This window comes from Gordonia abscondita, from assembly GCF_032711245.1.
GTDB lineage: Bacteria > Actinomycetota > Actinomycetes > Mycobacteriales > Mycobacteriaceae > Gordonia.
Genome location: NZ_CP128986.1, coordinates 3,011,507 through 3,030,164, shown reverse-complemented (window position 1 = coordinate 3,030,164; position 18,658 = coordinate 3,011,507). Strand labels below are relative to the sequence as shown.

General features: G+C 66.6%; 18 protein-coding genes. 4 read left to right on the top strand and 14 right to left on the bottom strand.

The window, feature by feature from the left end:
* Nucleotides 1-65: 65 nt before the first annotated feature.
* Nucleotides 66-992: an RluA family pseudouridine synthase gene (locus tag MP11Mi_RS14290; RefSeq protein ID WP_420039559.1), complete on the bottom strand. Its 927-nt coding sequence runs from the start codon at nucleotides 990-992 to the stop codon at nucleotides 66-68.
* Entirely contained in the window at nucleotides 985-1,590 is a 606-nt protein-coding gene (gene lspA, locus MP11Mi_RS14285) for a signal peptidase II (protein ID WP_420039558.1), read from the bottom strand. The genes MP11Mi_RS14290 and lspA overlap by 8 nt, the downstream gene beginning before the upstream one ends.
* A gap of 98 nt (nucleotides 1,591-1,688) precedes the next feature.
* Between lspA and MP11Mi_RS14280 the strand changes: the two genes are divergently transcribed.
* Complete coding sequence (locus tag MP11Mi_RS14280; protein WP_420039557.1) at nucleotides 1,689-2,681, top strand: hypothetical protein; 993 nt, start codon at nucleotides 1,689-1,691, stop codon at nucleotides 2,679-2,681.
* An 87-nt stretch (nucleotides 2,682-2,768) separates the two neighbouring features.
* On the opposite strand, the gene MP11Mi_RS14275 is transcribed toward MP11Mi_RS14280, so the two are convergent.
* Complete coding sequence (locus MP11Mi_RS14275; RefSeq protein ID WP_420039556.1) at nucleotides 2,769-3,347, bottom strand: hypothetical protein; 579 nt, start codon at nucleotides 3,345-3,347, stop codon at nucleotides 2,769-2,771.
* Nucleotides 3,348-3,526: 179 nt separating this feature from the next.
* Between MP11Mi_RS14275 and MP11Mi_RS14270 the strand changes: the two genes are divergently transcribed.
* Nucleotides 3,527-4,492 (top strand): asparaginase, encoded by a 966-nt coding sequence (locus MP11Mi_RS14270; RefSeq protein WP_420039555.1) that lies wholly within the window; start codon nucleotides 3,527-3,529, stop codon nucleotides 4,490-4,492.
* Nucleotides 4,493-4,506: 14 nt separating this feature from the next.
* Here the strand turns inward: MP11Mi_RS14270 and MP11Mi_RS14265 are convergent, their stop codons facing one another.
* Nucleotides 4,507-5,829 carry a DNA polymerase IV gene (locus MP11Mi_RS14265; protein ID WP_420712884.1) on the bottom strand — a complete coding sequence of 441 codons (1,323 nt, stop codon included), beginning with the start codon at nucleotides 5,827-5,829 and terminating at the stop codon, nucleotides 4,507-4,509.
* A gap of 47 nt (nucleotides 5,830-5,876) precedes the next feature.
* Nucleotides 5,877-6,059 carry a hypothetical protein gene (locus MP11Mi_RS14260; RefSeq protein WP_420039553.1) on the bottom strand — a complete coding sequence of 61 codons (183 nt, stop codon included), beginning with the start codon at nucleotides 6,057-6,059 and terminating at the stop codon, nucleotides 5,877-5,879.
* A gap of 89 nt (nucleotides 6,060-6,148) precedes the next feature.
* Here MP11Mi_RS14260 and MP11Mi_RS14255 point away from each other — a divergent pair, with 89 nt between their 5' ends.
* Nucleotides 6,149-6,907, top strand: a complete 759-nt coding sequence (locus tag MP11Mi_RS14255) for an SGNH/GDSL hydrolase family protein (RefSeq protein ID WP_420039552.1) — start codon at nucleotides 6,149-6,151, stop codon at nucleotides 6,905-6,907.
* A gap of 4 nt (nucleotides 6,908-6,911) precedes the next feature.
* On the opposite strand, the gene MP11Mi_RS14250 is transcribed toward MP11Mi_RS14255, so the two are convergent.
* Nucleotides 6,912-7,535 (bottom strand): hypothetical protein, encoded by a 624-nt coding sequence (locus tag MP11Mi_RS14250; RefSeq protein ID WP_420039551.1) that lies wholly within the window; start codon nucleotides 7,533-7,535, stop codon nucleotides 6,912-6,914.
* A 123-nt stretch (nucleotides 7,536-7,658) separates the two neighbouring features.
* Between MP11Mi_RS14250 and MP11Mi_RS14245 the strand changes: the two genes are divergently transcribed.
* Nucleotides 7,659-9,143 carry an HNH endonuclease signature motif containing protein gene (locus MP11Mi_RS14245; RefSeq protein WP_420039550.1) on the top strand — a complete coding sequence of 495 codons (1,485 nt, stop codon included), beginning with the start codon at nucleotides 7,659-7,661 and terminating at the stop codon, nucleotides 9,141-9,143.
* A gap of 84 nt (nucleotides 9,144-9,227) precedes the next feature.
* Here MP11Mi_RS14245 and ileS read toward each other — a convergent pair whose 3' ends face one another.
* The 8 genes from ileS to ftsZ form a co-directional block, all read right to left on the bottom strand.
* Complete coding sequence (gene ileS / locus MP11Mi_RS14240; RefSeq protein WP_420039549.1) at nucleotides 9,228-12,425, bottom strand: isoleucine--tRNA ligase; 3,198 nt, start codon at nucleotides 12,423-12,425, stop codon at nucleotides 9,228-9,230.
* A gap of 229 nt (nucleotides 12,426-12,654) precedes the next feature.
* Nucleotides 12,655-13,578 carry a prolipoprotein diacylglyceryl transferase gene (locus tag MP11Mi_RS14235; RefSeq protein ID WP_420039548.1) on the bottom strand — a complete coding sequence of 308 codons (924 nt, stop codon included), beginning with the start codon at nucleotides 13,576-13,578 and terminating at the stop codon, nucleotides 12,655-12,657.
* A gap of 45 nt (nucleotides 13,579-13,623) precedes the next feature.
* Complete coding sequence (gene wag31 / locus MP11Mi_RS14230; RefSeq protein ID WP_420039547.1) at nucleotides 13,624-14,409, bottom strand: DivIVA-like cell division protein Wag31; 786 nt, start codon at nucleotides 14,407-14,409, stop codon at nucleotides 13,624-13,626.
* A 311-nt stretch (nucleotides 14,410-14,720) separates the two neighbouring features.
* Nucleotides 14,721-15,023 carry a YggT family protein gene (locus MP11Mi_RS14225; RefSeq protein ID WP_420039546.1) on the bottom strand — a complete coding sequence of 101 codons (303 nt, stop codon included), beginning with the start codon at nucleotides 15,021-15,023 and terminating at the stop codon, nucleotides 14,721-14,723.
* An 89-nt stretch (nucleotides 15,024-15,112) separates the two neighbouring features.
* A complete protein-coding gene (locus MP11Mi_RS14220) occupies nucleotides 15,113-15,904 on the bottom strand; it encodes a cell division protein SepF (protein WP_420039545.1) in 792 nt (263 codons plus the stop codon).
* Nucleotides 15,905-15,986: 82 nt separating this feature from the next.
* Nucleotides 15,987-16,721, bottom strand: coding sequence for a YggS family pyridoxal phosphate-dependent enzyme (locus MP11Mi_RS14215; protein WP_420039544.1), 735 nt, complete (start codon nucleotides 16,719-16,721; stop codon nucleotides 15,987-15,989).
* On the bottom strand, nucleotides 16,718-17,431 hold the full coding sequence (gene pgeF / locus MP11Mi_RS14210) for a peptidoglycan editing factor PgeF (RefSeq protein WP_420039543.1): 714 nt from the start codon (nucleotides 17,429-17,431) through the stop codon (nucleotides 16,718-16,720). Before pgeF ends, MP11Mi_RS14215 begins: the two co-directional genes overlap by 4 nt.
* A 16-nt stretch (nucleotides 17,432-17,447) precedes the next feature.
* On the bottom strand, nucleotides 17,448-18,620 hold the full coding sequence (ftsZ, locus tag MP11Mi_RS14205) for a cell division protein FtsZ (protein WP_420039542.1): 1,173 nt from the start codon (nucleotides 18,618-18,620) through the stop codon (nucleotides 17,448-17,450).
* Between the last annotated feature and the right edge of the window lie 38 nt (nucleotides 18,621-18,658).

The following is an 18,658-nucleotide window of genomic DNA, read 5'->3' as shown; positions in this document are numbered from 1 at the left end:
GCATTGAAATTCGATGGAACGGTTCTACTGTATGCGTCGCGTACGACAGTCTCGGCCCGGCACGCCTACACCTCGCGCAGTACCTCGAGCGCGTGCTGCAGATCGTCGGGGTACTCGGTGGTGAACTGGACACGGCGTCCGTCAGCGGGATGCGCGAACGCGAGCGAACGCGCGTGCAACCACTGCCGGTCAAGACCGAGCCGCGCCGCCAGGGTGGGGTCCGCCCCGTACGTCGGGTCGCCCGCGCACGGGTGATGCAACGCCGAGAAATGCACGCGGATCTGGTGAGTGCGCCCGGTCTCCAAATGCACGTCCAGCAGTGATGCCGACGCGAACATCTCGAGCGTCTCGTAGTGCGTCGTCGACGGCTTGCCGTTCGAGGTCACCGCGAACCGCCAGTCCGAGCCGGGGTGTCGGCCGATCGGCGCCTCGATGGTGCCGACCGGTGGATCTAGATGTCCTTGGACGATCGCGTGATAAACCTTCTCGACAGTCCGATACTTGAAGGCTCGTTTGAGGAGCGTGTACGCGTTCTCGGACGCCGCGACGACCATCACGCCGGACGTGCCGACGTCGAGTCGGTGGACGATGCCCTGCCGTTCCTGTGCGCCGGACGTCGAAATCCGGAAACCCGCAGCAGCCAGCGCGCCGATGACCGTCGGCCCAGTCCAGCCCTGCGACGGGTGCGCGGCGACCCCCGGCGGCTTGTTCACCACGACGATGTCGGAGTCGTGGTAGATCACGTCGAGGTCTTCGACGGGAGTCGGCTCGATCGTCAGAGGCCGCTCCGGCTCGGGCAGGGTGACGTCCAGCCAGGTGTCGACGACGAGCTTGTGGGCTTTGTCGACGGCCACGCCGTCGACGGTGATGTCGCCTGCGTCGGCGAGGCCCGCCGATACCGTTCGCGACAGTCCGAGGAGCCGAGCGACCCCAGCATCCGTGCGCATGCCGTGCAGCCCGTCGGGCACTGGCATCGCTCGTGAGTCACGCATCGTCGCCGTCCTTGTCGCTTGTGGTGTCTGTCGGAGCGCCGACCGGTTCCTTGCGGGCCGCCCACCCGGACCGGGTGCCGTCGTAGTCGTACCCGAGGAGAGTGAGGACCACCAGCAGCACCGCGCCGCAGACGACCGCTGAGTCGGCAACGTTGAACGTCGGCCACCAGTCGCCGACCTGGATGAAGTCGACGACATGGCCGCGCAGCGGACCCGGCGCGCGGAAGATTCGGTCGGTCAAGTTGCCGATCGCACCGCCGAGGACGAGGCCGAGTCCGATCACCCAGCCCGTCGAGACGAGTCTCCGGCTGTACCGGATGATCCCGATGACCACGGCCAGCGCCACGAACGTCAAGACCCAGGTGTATCCGGTCGCCATCGAGAACGCGGCTCCACTGTTGCGGATCAATTTGAACGTGACGAAGTCACCGATGACGTGGGTCGGGTTCCACGGGTCGAGCCGAGCGACCGCCAATGTCTTGGTCAACAGGTCCAGAAGGTAGGCGATCACCGCCACGAGGGTCAGCAGCGCGACTGTCCGGGCCGTGCTCCGCCCGGCGGGCCGGGCACCGTCGGTCCCGGTCTCGGTTTCACTCATTCCACGATTGTCCACGATCGGCGTCCGTCACACTGACGCTCCCCTCGCCCACTCCCCTCACCGAAGGCTCCGCGCGCACGGTCACTACTCTCGGAGCGGTGAGTGTCACGCCGATCGCGTCCGTCGCGAACCAGCATCAATCGTCGTCGAAGCGACGCGTCGTCGCCGCACTGGCGGTACTACCCGTCGGCGCCGTCGTCGCGCTGAGCGGATGCTCGTCCGACGACGCCGCTGCCGCCGACTCCGGGCCGTGTGCCCCGTCGTCGAGCGTGGGCCGCGAGGATGTTCGTCCTATTCCCATCGCGGCCGCCGACGTCCGGCTGCTTGATGCCGGAACCGGCGATCGCGCGGTCCTCACGCCGCGACCGGACACGACAAGTCCGCAGACGGTGACGTTGACGACCGATTCGACAGAGGCGTCCATCACACCGGGCGACGACAACGCGGCGTCGGTGCAGCGGACTCAGCAAGAGTTGAGCACACCGATCACCGCGCGCGTCGTCTGTGACGACCCGTCGAATCTCGAGTTCACGATCGGGACGCCGACGACGAAGGACGCCGAGCTCACACCCGAACTCGATGCGATCGCCGGTTCCGCTGGCGGAGTAACCGTCGCCGACGGGTTGAGTGTGCGCTCCCTACGACTGTTCCCGAACGAGGAGTCCGGGTCGCCCGCACGTAGCGCCCTGGAGCAGTCTTTCTCGGGAGCGCTCGACCAGTCGGTGCCCCTCCCCGTGGATCCGGTCGGTGTCGGGGCGCGCTGGCAGTCGGTCCGGACCGTCTCCTCGGCGGCGACGATCAAGCGGACGACGACCGTCACTCTCACCGAACGCACCGGCGATACCGTGAAGCTGGCGGTCGCCGTCGACGATGTGCCGGTCGATTCAGTGTTCCGGATTCCGGGCTCGGCGCAGACGTTGACGATCAACCGGTATTCGATGGCGGGCAGCGGCGACATCACCGTCGACCTCAAGCGAATCCTGCCCGTCGCGGGCTCAATCACGACGACGGGCGCGCGCGAACTGGTCGGTGATGCAAATGCCGCACCGCTGCTGCAGCAGAACAAGTACACGGTGCGGTGGACATCCTGACAGGCGGGAAATCCTGACAAGCGGGAAGCCCTGACACGCAGAAGGGTCCCTCACCATGCGGCGAGGGACCCTTTTGCGCGTGAGCGGTTAGCTCGACTTCTTCTTCGACGCCTTGGCGCTGCTCGACGGCGAGTCGTCGGCGCACAGCACGCTCTTCACATCGTTGGCCGACAGCAGCGGGCACACCGTCGACTTCGACAGCTTCCAGCGACCGTTGTCGTAGACAATCGCCGCGTCGATCGGCTGCGCTGGATTGCCAGGCACCTTCACCTCGACCTTGACCTTCGCCTTCTTCGGTCCGTTCTTGGTCACCGGCGGCTTGATCTTGTAGGTGACGTCCGGGTTGTCCTTAGCGGCCTTAACCAACTGGTCGAAGAGCTTCGGATCCGCTTGCGAGCCCTCGACGAGCTCGGTCTTCTTGGATGCGTCGACCTTCGGGTCGAGTGCGGTCTCGAGCATCTCGTTGAGGGCCTTGATGCTTGGCACCTTGTTCGGGTCGGTCATACCGCCGTCAGCCGCCGACGTGCTGCCTGCTGCGGCACTCGTCGACGAATCAGCGGTGGGCACCGGAGGCAGGTCCGAACCGCTGTCGTCAGAACCACACGCGGCGGTTGCAGCGACCGCGGCGGCCACCATGGCACCGGTCACGAAATTGCGAATCTTCACAGATCATTCCTCACGTCTGGTTCTGCGCGGGGTACTTCTCTGGCCCCCGAGCCCACCCCACTATGCCAAAAGGTTGCGCCACCCCGCATCCAGTACCTGACACACCGTCTGCCACACACGTCCCGCGCGCCGTCGTCGACCAGGGGGCATCGCGCCGCGACAAGTGCAAGAATCGGGCCATGAATCCACGTCAGGTTGTGATGATCACCACCGGCGGCACAGCCGCCTCACGCACCACCGACGACGGTGCGGTCCCCGTTCTGTCGGCGCAGGATCTGCTGCCCGACACGGCAGATGACGTCGTCGTTCGTCCGCGCGAGTTGATGGCGGTCGACTCGTCGTCGTTGACCGTGCACCAACAGTTCGACATCGTCCGTGCGATCGCAGCGGAGTTGTCCGACCCGGCGGTGGACGGCGTCGTCGTCACGCACGGCACCGACACATTGGAGGAGACTGCGTTCCTCGCCGACCTGTTCGCCGGCGACCCGCGGCCGGTGGTGTTCACCGGAGCTCAGCGGCCCGCCGACAATCCGGGCGCGGACGGTCCGGCGAATATCGCCGCCGCAGTCGCACTGGCGGCGGACCAGGCGTCGCGAGGCCGCGGCGTGCTGGTGGCCCTCGGCGGCACAGTTCTCGCTGCTCGTGGCGTGTTCAAGACGTCGACTACCGATCTGCGCGCCTTCGACACCGTCCACGCCGAGTTGCCTCGACCGATCATCGCAGAGTCGGTGCCTGCGCGTCCGGCACGTGTCGATCTCCTCGCCCTCTACCCGGGCGTGTCCCCCGGCACCATCGCGTCGGCGGTCGAACAGCGGGCTGCGGGAATCGTCTTGTCCGCCACCGGATCGGGCAACACCCATCCGGACATCACCGCACAGGTGAACCTCGCGGTGCAGCGGAGCGTACCGGTGGTCGTCTCGACCCGCGTCCCGTACGGAGCTGTCGAGCCGACCTATGGCGGCGGTGGCGGCGGCGTCGATCTGGTCCGCGCCGGAGCGATCTTCTCGCCGTGGCTGCGTGCACCGCAGGCGCGCATGGCGCTCATTGCGCTGCTGTCGGTCGGAGCCGACCGTGACGCGATCGATGGCTTCTTCGCCGCATCGTCACCGGATAGCACGCGAGGAGCGAGTCACGCCGCGAAATGACTGCAGGGCCGGCCTCACGACTCGCCGGGCAGATCCCAGTCCAGGCTGTCGAGCGGGTCCGCATGTTTCAGCAACGGCTCGGGCAACCGGAAGTTCCGAGTCCGCCCCGGCCCGGTGGTCCGGGTCTCGAATCGGACGGTGACGAAACCGTGACCGCCGCCCTGCACCCAGCCGTGTCCGTGCTCGGAGTGCGTGACGTCCGTCCCGGTGGGCCAGTCGTCGGCGGACGCGGGGCCACGCGGAACCTGGACGCTGGCCTGCGCCGGTGAACTCTCGTCGTCCTTCTCGCCGGGGATGGCGTCGAGTTCGGGGAACAACGAATCCTGTCGGACGTCGTCGAGGCCGGAGTAGCCGACGCCGACGAGCCGGACCGGCCCTATGTCGAGTGGATCGAGCATCACTCGGTAGGCGGCGGTGGTGAGGGCGCCCAGGTCAGTGGTCGCGGTCGACAAAGTCGACGACCGCGTCAGGATCGACATATCGCTGAGTCGATGCTTCACGACGACGGTCCGCGCGCCGCGCCCGTCGTTGAGGAGCCTGCGGTGCGCGTGCGATGCTGCGGACGAGACTGCGGCGCGCATTCCCGCGAGGTCGATGATGTCGGTGGCGAATGTGCTTTCAGCGCTGATCTGCTTGGCGTCGGCGCGTTCGGCGACCGGCCGGTGGTCGATGCCGTGAGCCAACCGGTGCAGGGCGGGCCCGACGGTGGCGCCGAGCACCGAGGCCACCTCGGTCTCCGCGAGCGCCGCGAAATCGCCGATCGTCTCGACCCCCAGACGTCCAAGCCGGTCGCCGGAGACCGGTCCGATGCCCCACAGTTTGCGGACCGGAAGTCCGTGCAGGAACTCCAGTTCCGTACTGGGCAGGACAGCGCGCAGTCCGTCCGGCTTCGCCAATCCAGAAGCGATCTTGGCGATCTGCTTCCCGGACCCGAGCCCGACCGATGCCGCGAGTCCGGTCTCGGCGCGGATCGACGCACGCATCGCCGCTGCGAGTTCTTGCGCTTGCGCCACGCTCGCGCCGGCGAGTTCGGGAGGTTCGCCGAACGCCTCGTCGAACGACAACGTCTCGATCACGGGCGCGAACCGTCGAACTATCTCGAATACCCGGCCGCTCACCACGCGGTAGACCGATCCACGTGGAGGGACGACGACGGCCGACGGCCCGATGAGTCTGCGCGCCTCGTGCATCGGCATCGCCGATCGAGCCCCGTAGACCCGGGACTCGTAACTCGCGCCGGCGACCACACCGCGTCCGCCCGACCCGCCGACTAGTACGGGCCGACCGGCCAACGTGGGGCGGGTGAGTTGTTCGACGGACGCGAAAAACGCATCCATGTCGATGTGGAACACCCAGCGAGAGCTACGCTCCGTGCCGAAGCCGCTCACCACCGCTCACGGCACAACGCCAGGACTCGTGGATCAGTGGTGACTATCCGGTCGACCTCTTCGCCTGCGTCGCAGCGCAGCAGCGAGATGGTCGCCGAGTCCGGTCGGAGAGCAGCCACCTTCCAGAGAGCTCCCGCGTCTTCCCAGCGCTGCAGACGGTCCAGATCGTCGGTGCTCATGCGGTGATCTTATCGCCGGTCACGTGGAGGCGACTGTGGCTGGTCGGCCTGGTCGTTTCGCGCTCGTCTCGGCCGGTAAACTCACGCGAGTGAATTTCACTCGCTACGTCGCCCTCGGCGACTCATTCACCGAAGGGGTCGGCGATCCCGACCCGGTGCTCCCCAATGGTGTCCGCGGCTGGGCGGACCGCGTCGCGGGCGCGTTGACCGCCATCGACCCAGGCACTCGGTACGCGAATCTCGCGATCCGCGGGCGCAAACTGGTGCCGATCGTCAACGAACAGGTCGACGCCGCCGTCTCGTTGAATCCAGACCTGGTCACCATTCACGCGGGCGGCAACGACCTGCTGCGGCCCGGCGTCGATCTCGACGCGCTCGGCGCGATCTACGACGAGGCGATCGGCAAACTCGTCGCCACCGGCGCGACGGTCGTCGTCTTTACCCCGCACGATCCCGGAGCGTCAAAGTTTTTCGGGCCGTTGCGCGGCCGGTTCGCGATCATGGCCGAGATCGTCCGGCACATCGCCGACCGTCACGACCTCGTCCTCGTCGACTACTGGCGAATCCGCGACTACGACGACACACGTCTCTGGGCCGACGACCGGTTGCACATGTCGTCACCGGGACACCAGCGCATGGCGATCGCGGTTCTCGATGCACTCGGCGTCGCACACGACCTGCAGCCGTTGCCGCTCCCCGACTCGATCCCCTCCGGCTCCGCCGAGAACATCCGGTGGACACGCGAGTTCTTGGGCCCGTGGGTCGGACGCCGCCTACGTGGTACGTCGAGCGGCGACGCACTGTCGGCGAAGTACCCGACGTGGTCGGCAGCTCCCGCCGCGCACTGACGCGTCAAAGCGGCCCGTGATCACGCCGCTTCACGGGAAAGCTTGCCATCAGTGTGCCGACCTGTGGCTCGTTCACATAGACGTAGCCCGCCCACTCCCCGTCCACACGAACGTCGCTCAACACGATCTCTTCCTTAGGGTGCAGGTAGCGCACCGTCGTGAGCCGGGTCGGGAGCCGGAGTTCGGTGTCAATGAAGATCTCGCGATACGACGCCTTGCTGCGTGGGTGGGCGATATGCACGAGATAGCCGCCCTCAACTGTTTCCGCACCGACCATGCGCCAGGTGTCGGCAGTCCGACCCCAGATCTCGAGCTCCGACGCCGGGAACAACAGTCGGATCTCGTCTGGTACCGATACACCGGCCGGTAGGTCCTCGACATGGTCGCGAATCAAATACTGACGCCGCCCGTCCGGCCGCAGAACATCCACGAATCGGCGATTGTCGTCACTCAGCGACCACGTATCCTCATCCCGGTCGACGACGAAATGATGACGACCGACCATCGGTTCGAGGTCCGGACGACCCGAGTACCACTTCTTCGTTACGACTGCCCCGGACAGGCGCGGCGACCGCTCTACGTCGAGCAGTATCGAGATCGCATCCATCGTCGCCGCAAGGTCGTACATCCGGCCCACGGTACCGGCGATCGCACAGCAACTCCACCAATCCAGAATTGTCGTACAAGCTTGCTAGTGTCTATTCAGAAGCCAAAGAAACAAGCTCTGACCAGCACAGAGGAGATGATTCCGATGAGCGGATCGGCGTACGACGGCCCGGTTCTTCCGGACTCGCCCGCCGCGCTGATCGAGCTGATGAACGAGGCAGCAGCCAAGCTCACCGAGGTGTCGTTCGCCTCGATGTCGAGCGAGGAGGTCCTCGCCGCCGCCGAGACCAACGAGCGGATGCGTGCCCGAGTCGAGGCAGCGACGACCACTCTGCTGATCGAGGTGAACGACCAGTTCGCCTTCCACGGCGCCGGTTTCCAGACCGTGCAGAAGTACATGGCCACCGGGCTCCGCTTGGGCGCTCCCGAGGCGAGCGCGCGCACCAAGCTGATGTTCGCGACCGGTGAGTTCCTCGCCATCGGCGGCGGTCGGCTCCCCGCCCGCAATCCAGCCACCGCGCAGGCGCTGCGCGACGGCGCGATCAATCGCGCCCACGTCCGTGACATCACCGAGGTGCTGGACAAGATTCCCGCCGCAGTCGACGCGGAAACCGTCACCGCCGCCGAGAAACACCTCGTCGACGCAGCCCGGACACTGTCTCCGGAGGGCGTCAAGAAGGTCGGTGCGCGCATCCTCGGCCATCTGGACCCCGACGGCGAGCTGACGGACGACGCCGATCGCAAGCGCACGCGCGGTTTCACCCTCGCCCCACAGGATGCGCGGCTCATGTCCAAGGTGCGGGGCTCGCTGACCCCAGCACTGCGGGCGAAGCTCGACGTGATCCTGACCGCGTGGGCGGCTCCCGGTATGAACAACCCCGACGACCCGGAATCGCCGCACGGCGCGGCCGATCAGGCCGGCCTCGACGAGGATGTGCTGACGGCGGCGCGCGAGCGCGACACGCGCACCACCGCGCAGCGCAATCACGATGCGCTCACTGCGATGGCCGATTTCGTCCTGGGCCACGGTGCGCTCGGCCGTCCGGACCGGATTCCGGCCGAACTGGTCATCACCGTCACCGACCAGGAATTGGCTGCAGAGGCCGGAGTCGCGCTGACCGCGACCGGTGCGCATATTCCGGTGAAGGATCTCGTCGAGGTCGCCGCCCACGCGACGCCACACCTGGCTGTCTTCAAGGGCCACACCCACGAGGTCCTCTACCTCGGACGCGGCAAGCGGTTCGCCAGTAAGGCGCAGCGCCTGGCGATGTTCGCCCGCGACCGCGGCTGCTCGGGCCCGGAGTGCGACGTGCCGTTCTCCCGGACCGAAGCGCACCACGTCGTCCGCTGGGAGAACGGCGGACGCACCGACATCGACAACCTCGGTGGAGCGTGCGGCAGGCACAACCGGGCCGAGGGCTCGGCGGCGGGCAAGTGGACAACCACCATCCTCGACGACGGGCGCGACGCCGGTCGGGTCGCCTGGCGGCCGTATGGCTCCACCCGGAGGTGGCAGGTCAACCCTATTCACCACGTCGGGCAGGAGCCCGAGTTCCTCCCGCACGGCCCGCCCCGAGGCAGCGGTTCGGCCGTCGAGGCTCTGCTCGCCACGATCCTCGACGCCGCCTGACCCGGCTCGTCACCCCGACACGGGTGCGCGAGCCGGGGTGACGAGCCGTCGCGACAGAGCGCCTCGCCCCTCAGACCTCGCCCCTCAGACCTTAGTTACGTCCGCAGAGACACCGTCGCTCAGTTCGATGGCAGCCGCGTCGCCGGTAACGACGTCGAACGTGGTCGCGAGGACCTCGCCCGCGATCAGGTCCGCATAGGTCTGCGCGGTCTCGACCGACTCCGCGGGGACCACCAAACGCACCGAGATGCGGTCGGACACCTCGAACCCGAGGTTTCGACGCGCGTCCTGTAGTTCGCGGACCCGGTCCTTGGCCCACCCTTCGGCTTCGAGTTCGGGCGTCACTTGGGTGTCGAGCACGACGAGTCCGCGGCCGCTCGGCATCTCAGCCGTCGAATCGGGCGACGCCGCGACCAGCTTCCGCGTGAACTCCTCACCGCGTAGTTCGATGCCGTCCGCGCGGACCACCTGGTCGCCGGTCTCTTCGCTCGTCGAGAACTCCCAGTTGCCCGACTTCACCGCCTTGATCGCGCGCTGAACGTCCTTGCCAATGCGCGGGCCGGCAGCACGAGCATTCACCGCGACCTCGACCCGACCGAACGCGTCGACGTCCGTCGACAGGTCGACGGTCTTCACGTTCAGCTCCTCAGCGATCAGGTCCGCGTACGGTGCCATCGCCTCAGCCGTCGGTGACGCCACTGTCAGCCCCGGCAGTGGCAGACGCACACGGAGCTTATTCGCCTTGCGGACGCTGGAGGCCACCGAACATACCGACTGAATCTCGTCCATCGCCGCGACCAAGTCGAGGTCGGCGGGCAGCTCATCTTCGGCAGGCCAATCGGCCAGGTGCACCGACCGCTCCCCCGTCAGGCCGCGCCACATCGCCTCGGTGGCCAACGGCAACAGCGGGGACGCGAGCCTGCCCGCCACTTCGAGCACCGTGTACAGAGTGTCGAACGCGTCCGGGTCCGAGTCCTGGCCTGCCCAGAAACGCGCGCGCGAACGACGCACGTACCAGTTGGTCAACGACTCGCAGAACTCCCGGAAGCTCTCGCATGCTCCGGCGATGTCGTACACGTCGAGCGCGGTCGTCATCTCGTCGCGGGTCGACGCGAGCTTCGCCAAGATGTACCGGTCGAGCACGTTCTCCGAATCGGTGCGCCACGTCGCGCGACGGTCCGCGTACAACTGCAGGAAGCTGTATGCGTTCCACATCGGGAGCAGTGCCTGTCGAACGCCTTCCCGGATACCGCGCTCGGTGACGACGAGGTTCCCGCCGCGCAGGATCGGCGACGCCATCAAGAACCAACGCATCGCATCCGAACCGTCACGGTCGAACACCTCGTTGACGTCCGGGTAGTTGCGCTTGGACTTGCTCATCTTCTGGCCGTCGTCGCCCAGGACGATGCCGTGCGCGGCGACGGTCTTGAACGCAGGACGGTCGAACAGCGCGGTCGCCAGCACGTGCAGGTTGTAGAACCAGCCGCGCGTCTGGCCGTTGTACTCCACGATGAAGTCGCCCGGGTTGTGCGGGAGCACCGCACCGGACTCATCGCCGTCGAACCACTCGGTGTTCTCGAACGGGTAATGCACCTGCGCGTACGGCATGGAACCCGACTCGAACCAGCAGTCGAGTACCTCGGGAACTCGTCGCATCGTCGAGCGGCCGGTCGGATCGTCCGGGTTCGGACGCGTCAAGTCGTCGATGTACGGGCGGTGCAGATTGTCCGGGCGGACGCCGAAGTCGGCTTCGAGCTGGTCCAGGCTGCCGTACACGTCGATACGCGGGTAATCGGGGTCGTCCGAGACCCACACCGGGATCGGTGCACCCCAGTAGCGGTTACGGCTGATGTTCCAGTCCTTGGCGCCTTCGAGCCACTTGCCGAACTGTCCGTCGCGGATGTGCGACGGCGACCAGGTGATCTCCTGGTTCAATTCCAGCATCCGCTGCTTGATCGGCTGGACGGCGACGAACCACGACGGCACAGCCATGTAGATGAGCGGCTTGCCCGACCGCCACGAGTGCGGGTAGGAGTGCTCGATCGTCTCGTGCCGGACGATCCGACCAGTCTGCTTGAGGTCCTTGATGATCACGGGATTCGCGTCGAAGACCATGAGTCCCTCGTACGGCGGGACCAACGATGTGAAGCGGCCGCCCGGATCGAGGGGCTGGACCACCTCGATGCCGTTGGCCGTCGCCACGTCCATGTCCTCTTCACCGAAAGCCGGGGCCAGGTGGACCACGCCGGTGCCACTGTCGGTGGTGACGTAGTCGGCCAACAGGACGCGATGAGCGTTCGGGTGCCCCACGAAGAAGTCGAACGGTGGGGTGTAAGTGAGGTCCGCGAGTTCGCGGCCCTGGTAGGTCGCGACCGTCTCCGGCTCGACGATTTCCTTCGCATGCGCGCCGACGAGCGCGGAGGCCAGCAGGTACTGCGCCCCGCCCGCGGCCTTCACGTGCGAGTACTCCACGTCCGGGTGGACGGCGACCGCAAGGTTTGACGGCAACGTCCACGGAGTCGTCGTCCAGATCAGTGCGTTGACGCCGTCAAGCGATGCGAGCGGCGAGTCCGCGGCCACGGTCAGCGGCATGGCTACCGTGACGGCCGGATCCTGTCGCATCCGGTAGGCGTCGTCGAGCTTGGCTTCCTGATTACTCAGCGGTGTCTGCTCGTACCAGGAGTACGGCAGAACGCGATAGCCCTGGTAGATGAGCCCTTTGTCGTTGAGACGCTTGAACGCCCACATGACGGACTCCATGAAGTCCAGGTCGAGCGTCTTGTAGTCGTTGTCGAAGTCGACCCAGCGAGCCTGGCGCGTCACATAATCGCGCCATTCGCCGGTGTACCGCAGCACAGAGTCACGGCAGTAGTCGTTGAACTTCTCGACGCCCATCGTCTCGATCTCCGACTTGTCGGTGATCCCGAGCTGCCGTTCGGCCTCGAGTTCGGCAGGCAGACCGTGTGTGTCCCAACCGAATCGACGATCGACCTTCTTGCCGCGCATCGTCTGGTAACGCGGGACAACATCTTTGACGTAGCCGGTCAACAGGTGACCGTAGTGCGGCAGCCCGTTCGCGAACGGCGGGCCGTCGTAGAACACGAACTCCGGGGCGCCGTCACGGTTGGCGATGGAGGCCTTGAATGTGTCGTCGGACGCCCAGAAGTCGAGAACCTTCTTCTCGAGGTCGGGGAACGACGGCGCTCCGCGTCCCGTTCCACCGGTCAGGTCGACGATCGGGTACACCGGGCTCACCGGAGCGTCGGGGGTCTGGTCGCTCATGCGATCTCCTCGTGCCTGCTGATCTCTCAGCGTTTCTCGGCACGGGGACGCTCGCCTACGGCTCGCGCGGTACCACCCCGCTTGCCGCGACGCACTCGGTCCGGTGCGGCGCGGCCTCTCATCGAAAACGGCTGTGACGGGCCTACCCGTCCGGTTCTACTGAGGCGAACACCCGTTCTTCCGGAAGCTCCCCGGTGATGGCCGGATCGTAGCTTGACTGGTTTAAACCCTACCTGTTGTCCGGCTCGTCGGTCGACGGGGTGTCGGCCGCCCGAGTATCTCCAGGTTGGGCATCCCCAGATTGGGTGTCAGCCGACGGGGCTTCCGCCCGCCGCTCGCCAGTATCGGCGCCGTCGGTGTCGCGGTACACGAACTGCATGGCGGGCAATGTCGGGTCGGAGGTGTTGACAACCACATTCTCCGACTGCTCGATGCGTCGGCGGCGACCAACGTACCGGTCGGGGTCGACGTCGTCGGGATCGGTGCCCGCGGGTGCGGCGTCGGCCGGTGACGCGAAGGCCCCGCTCGCCGGCGTCCACGTATCCGAGCCGGATGCCGCGGTCGGCTGCTGCCCCGTCTGCACCGGGAAGGATCCCGTCACGGAGCGAATGTAATCGTTGGCGTCACCGGTCTCTTCGACGGAACCCTGTCCAGGCACGTCACCGACTGCATTGCCGTGCGCTTCCGGTGACACGATTGATCCCAGGCCCGGCGAGTGCAGACCCGGCGAGCTCGGACCCGGTGTAGCCGCCGTGTCGCTCTCCCACGTCGGCGTGTAACCCTGCGTCACTGGCGCTACGACTTCGGTCGCATCGTCAGCGGACCGGGCCCCCGAACGCACGGTGTCTTCGGGCTCCGCTTCGGCAGACGGGGTCGCGCCGGACGCGTTCGCGGCAACTGTCCCTTCGCCTGCGTCGTCGATGAGCGGCTCTGCGCGGGAGGCCGATTCGCGACCACGGATCGTGAACAGCGGTTCGTCTTCGACGCCGCCTCTGCCACGCTTGTTGGCGCGGAGCGTGTCGAAAAGCAGGATGAGCAGACCGACGACGCAGACGACGATGCAACCGATGGCGAGCCAGAAGCTCGACTGCATCAGGGCAACGACGAGCAAGACGAAGCCGATGAGGGTCATTCCCACGGCAAGGGTCAGCATGGGGAGTTCCTCATCGGCTCGGTCTGATCAGTTGGGACGGCCACGTCAGCTCTGCTGGTAGCCGCCGTCGAAGCCCTGGCCCTGCCCGGACTCCGCAGGAGCGGCGCTTCCGCGCTGCTGCAGTTCCTCCAGCTGCGATTCCAGGTAGGTCTTCAGTCGCGTGCGGTACTCGCGCTCGAACGTCTTCAACTGCTCGATCCGACCTTCCAGCACACTGCGCTGCTGGTTGATGGTCGTCATGATCTCGGTGTGCTTCTGCTCCGCGTCACGCTGCAGGAAGTCGGCACGCTCCTGGGCCTGACGGACCTGCGTTTCGGCGCGCGTCTGTGCGTCGGCGAGGAGGGCCTCGCTGCGCTGGCGTGCGTCGGCGAGCGTCGCGTCAGCGTTGCCCTGAGCGTCGGCGACCAGTCCTTCGCTGCGGTGGCGGGCGTCGGCGAGCAGGCTGTCCGCTTCGCCGCGGGCCGACCCGGTAACCCGGTCGGCGGTGTCCTGCGCGAGAGCGAGGATGCGGGCGGCGCGGCCGCTCGCCTCATCGTCGGTGGCTGGCGCCGGGGCGGGCGGCGCTGCGACGGGAGCCGGGGTCGGCTCCGGTGCCGGAGCGGGCGCAGCGAATGCCTGAGTCTGGGCGGGCCCGGCGGCACGAGCTTCCGCGAGCTCGGTCTCCAACTCGCTGACGCGCTGCTTGAGATCGTTGTTCTCGTCGATCAGGCGCGTGAGTTCCGCTTCAGCGAAGTCGAGGAACTGGTCGACCTCGTCCTCGTTGTAGCCCCGCTTGCCGATCGGCGGTTTACTGAACGCCACGTTGTGCACATCAGCCGGTGTCAGCCGCATTTGCCGATTCCCCTCTTACCTTTCGTTCGTATCCGGGTGGACACGAGATCGTCCGCCCGGGCGAACACGTCTATGCGACGATTTTCATCGCCATTCCATTAATACCAGTACCACTACGTCACTAGCGTGTCATCTCGTCACTTCAGGACCAAGTGTCGCCCGAAGCCTCCACCAGTTCGCAATCGAACCTCGATCTAATCGTCATCTAGTGCTGTTATGCCCCAGTGCCGATTCGCACGGAAGCTTACCTGGCCTGCACCGATGACTGCGTTTGCTCGACCACGAAGGCTCCGTTCGCGCCGACGCCCGGCTCACCCGACCGAGGCGAACGCGAAGCGCTGTGTGATCTCCATTCCTATTGACACCACGATGAGCACGATCAGCAGAGACAGATCCAGACGGACGGCACCGAGATTCAGCGGCGGGACGACCCGACGCAAGAATTTCACCGGCGGGTCGGTCGAGGTGAACACGACTTCGATCGCGATCACGGACGGGCCTTTTGGCCGCCACCGCCTGGCGAACGACTGCACCGTCTCGAGCACGAGGCGCGCGAGGAGCAGCATCGTGTAGACGAACAGAACGAAATAGAGGATCCACAGAAAGGACGTCACCCTACAAGGGTGCCTGATGACGAACGAGAACGCCGCGTCGACGCGCCCGTTGGCGCATCGACGCGGCGTGAGTCACTGCCGACCTACGATCAGGCCTGGTTGGAGAACCCCGTCTCGGCGATCCGTCGACGCTGTTCAGGCGTCACGTCGATACCGGCGGGCGAGAGCAGGAACACCTTGGTGGCGACCTTCTCCAGCGAACCCCGTGCCGCGAACGCGAGTCCGGCGGCGAAGTCGACGAGGCGCTTGGCGTCGTCGTTACTCATATCGACGAGATCCATGATGACCGGGTTGCCGTCGCGGTACCGCTCACCGATGGTGCGCGCCTCCGAGTAGTCCGCCGGGCGCAGCGTGCTGATCTTACCTGCCGCGTCACCCATCGGGTCGACCTCCATACGGGGTTCGGGAGCGATCGCGTTGGCGCCGCGCACACTGAGGGTGGACGGCCGGTCGAGCGGCTCCAGTCGCGAGCGAGCGGGTACGTCGTCGGAGAGGCGGCGCGGCGCGGGAGAATCGACCACGTGGCGCGACGCCCCGTACGGACGGCTCGCCCTGGGCGCGTAACCGCGGGCACCTTCGAAGCGCTCCTCGCGAACCGGAGCCTCGAACTCGATCTCACGGTAGCCCGCTTCGCGGTACTCGCCGCGGTACTCCGGCTCACGGAGCTCCCCGCGCACCATGTCCCCGCGCACCATGCCGTCGCGGTAGTCGTCGTCGTAGAACGGCTCCTCGCGCATCGAGCTGGAACGGTACTTCTCCATGTAGGTGCGCTCACGCGCACTGAGCGGTGCGCCGTCGCCGGGCTCCTCGAAGTAATCGTCGTCGTACTCGTTCGGAGGCACCATGCCGAAATATGCCTTGAACTTCTGCATCGTCGTCATCGGAAGCCTTTCTACGGATGCACGAGGTGATTGTGAAAGTCGGTGTCTATTGATCCAGATGGTTCTGTTGTGACCAATGTGACTAAGGGGAGAGTATCGGCCTTGCGCCCATGATTGCGGTTCCGACACGCACACATGTCGATCCGTGTGCGATCGCTTGTTCCAGATCGCCAGACATACCCGCCGACAACTCGCGCGCGCCCGGATAGTCGGCGACGAAGCGTTCACGAATGCCCGCAGCCCGCGCCATCGCCTCGCCCGCCTCGAGCCCCAACGGTGCGATCACCATGAGGCCGTCCAGCCGGAGCTCGTCGGCGAAGTCCGCAACCCGGTCCGCAGCACCACGCAGATCGGACTCGACCAGTCCCCCGCGTTCAGGGTCACCGTCCAAGCTCATCTGCAGAAGAACGCCGAGTGGGGCGGTCCGCTCACCGTCATCGAGGCTCCGTCGTGCCGCTCCCCCGAGCGCATCGACGAGGTCGATCGAGTCGATCGAATGCACCCGACGCGCCCACCTGCTGACCGACCGAGCCTTCTTCCGCTGCACTCGGCCGATCATGTCCGCATCGAAGACGACGTCGCCGCGATCGGCGCGGACCTGCGTGATCTTGCGGCTCGCCTCCGGCTCACGAGACTCCCCGAACTCGCGGACGCCGAGATCGAGCAGGTGCTCGACATCTGTCGCGGGAAAGAATTTCGTGACGACCAGGACAGTGACCTCGCCCTCGAGGCGACCCGCGGCACGTTCGGCGACAGCGACCCGCTCACGCGCCGCGGCGAGCGCCGTCGCGAGTTCGTCGCGGCGGCCGCCGATCACTCCGAGTCCATCCAGATCACCGATGCGATCCGGCCGGTCGGCGCACCGCGCCGATGGCTGAACAGACGTGTGTCGGTGATCGTGCAGCGCGGGTCGGCGGCGACAGCCGCGACGCCCGCCTCAATGAGTTGACGCCGGATACCGGCACGGAGGTCGAGACCGGCGGTTCCCTTCGAGGTCCGCGTCGCACTACCGGGCAGATGCTTCTCGACGTCCGCTTGCATCGCGGGTGGAACCTCGTACTCGTCGCCGCTAGCGGCGGGACCGAGGAAGGCTCCGATCCGCTCGACCGTTGCCCCGAGTTCGACCATCTTGTCCAGCACCACCGGTACGATCCCGATGCGCGCGCCGACTCGCCCGGCGTGGACGGCGGCGATCACACCGGCCTCGTCGTCGCTGAGCAGTACTGGAACGCAGTCCGCGGTCAGCACCGCCAGGACCAGGTCGGTCTGGGTGGTCACGAGCGCGTCGGTGACCGGAACGGGCTCGGCGACGGGGCCGTCGACGACGGTGACCGTTCGCGAGTGGACCTGCTCCATCCAAACGACGCGATCGGGCCCCACCCCGAGATCACGCGCCAGACGGGCACGGTTGTCTGCGACGGCGTCCGGGTCGTCACCGACATGGTCGCCGAGATTGAACGAGTCGTACGGTGTCCGCGAGACGCCACCGGCCCGCGTGGTCACGGCACGACGGACCTTGAAGGTCATGCTCTGTATTGCCCTTCTACTTCATGAAGTCCGGCACGTCGACGTCGTCGTCGTCGAAACGGAGCGAGTTGCGGCGCGGAGCCTGCTCGCCGAACGGGTTCCCGGCCTTCTCCCGGTTACCCCCGAACAGCGGATCGTCTTTGGCCGCAGGCGCCGAGACCTCGCCCGCGCTGGCGTTGGCGACCGACCCCGAACCCGCTACCGGTGCAGCCGCGCCGGACGCCTCCGAGCGCTTGCGCGAAGAACTGCCGTCGAAGCCCGCGGCGATGACGGTCACCCGGACCTCGTCACCGAGGTTGTCGTCGATCACGGTGCCGAAGATGATGTTGGCGTCTTCGTGCGCGGCCTCCTGCACCTGCGACGCCGCGTCGTTGATCTCGAACAGACCGAGGTCGCTGCCGCCCGCGATGGAGATCAGCACGCCGCGCGCGCCCTCCATCGATGCTTCCAGGAGCGGCGAGTTGATTGCGGCCTGCGCAGCCTTGCTCGCCCGTCCCTCGCCACGCGATGCGCCGATGCCCATGAGCGCACTGCCCGCATCACTCATGACGCCTTTGACGTCGGCGAAGTCGACGTTGATCAGGCCCGGGGTCGTGATCAGATCGGTGATGCCCTGAACACCGTTCAGCAGGACCTCGTCGGCACTGCGGAACGCGTCCATCAGGGACAGCTGCGAGTCGCCGAGCTGCAGGAGGCGGTCGTTGGGGATGACGATGAGCGTGTCGCAGGATTCGCGGAGCGCGGTGATGCCCTCATCGGCCTGGTTGCCGCGTCGTTTGCCCTCGAATGAGAACGGTCGCGTGACGACGCCGACGGTCAGGGCGCCGAGTTTGCGCGCGATCGAAGCGACGACCGGCGCGCCGCCGGTGCCGGTGCCGCCGCCCTCACCCGCGGTGACGAAGACCATGTCGGCGCCCTTGAGGAGCTCCTCAATCTCGTCACGCGCGTCTTCGGCCGCGGTACGCCCGACGTCGGGGTTGGCCCCCGCGCCGAGACCGCGCGTCGAGTCGCGTCCGATGTCGAGTTTGACGTCGGCGTCGGAGATCAGCAGGGCCTGTGCGTCGGTGTTGATCGCAATGAATTCAACACCTTTGAGTCCTTGCTCGATCATCCGGTTGACAGCGTTCACGCCGCCGCCGCCGATGCCGACGACCTTGATGACAGCCAGGTAGTTGTGGGGTGGCGTCATGATGCCTTCCTGCTTCGAACTCAAACCCTAAAGCTCAA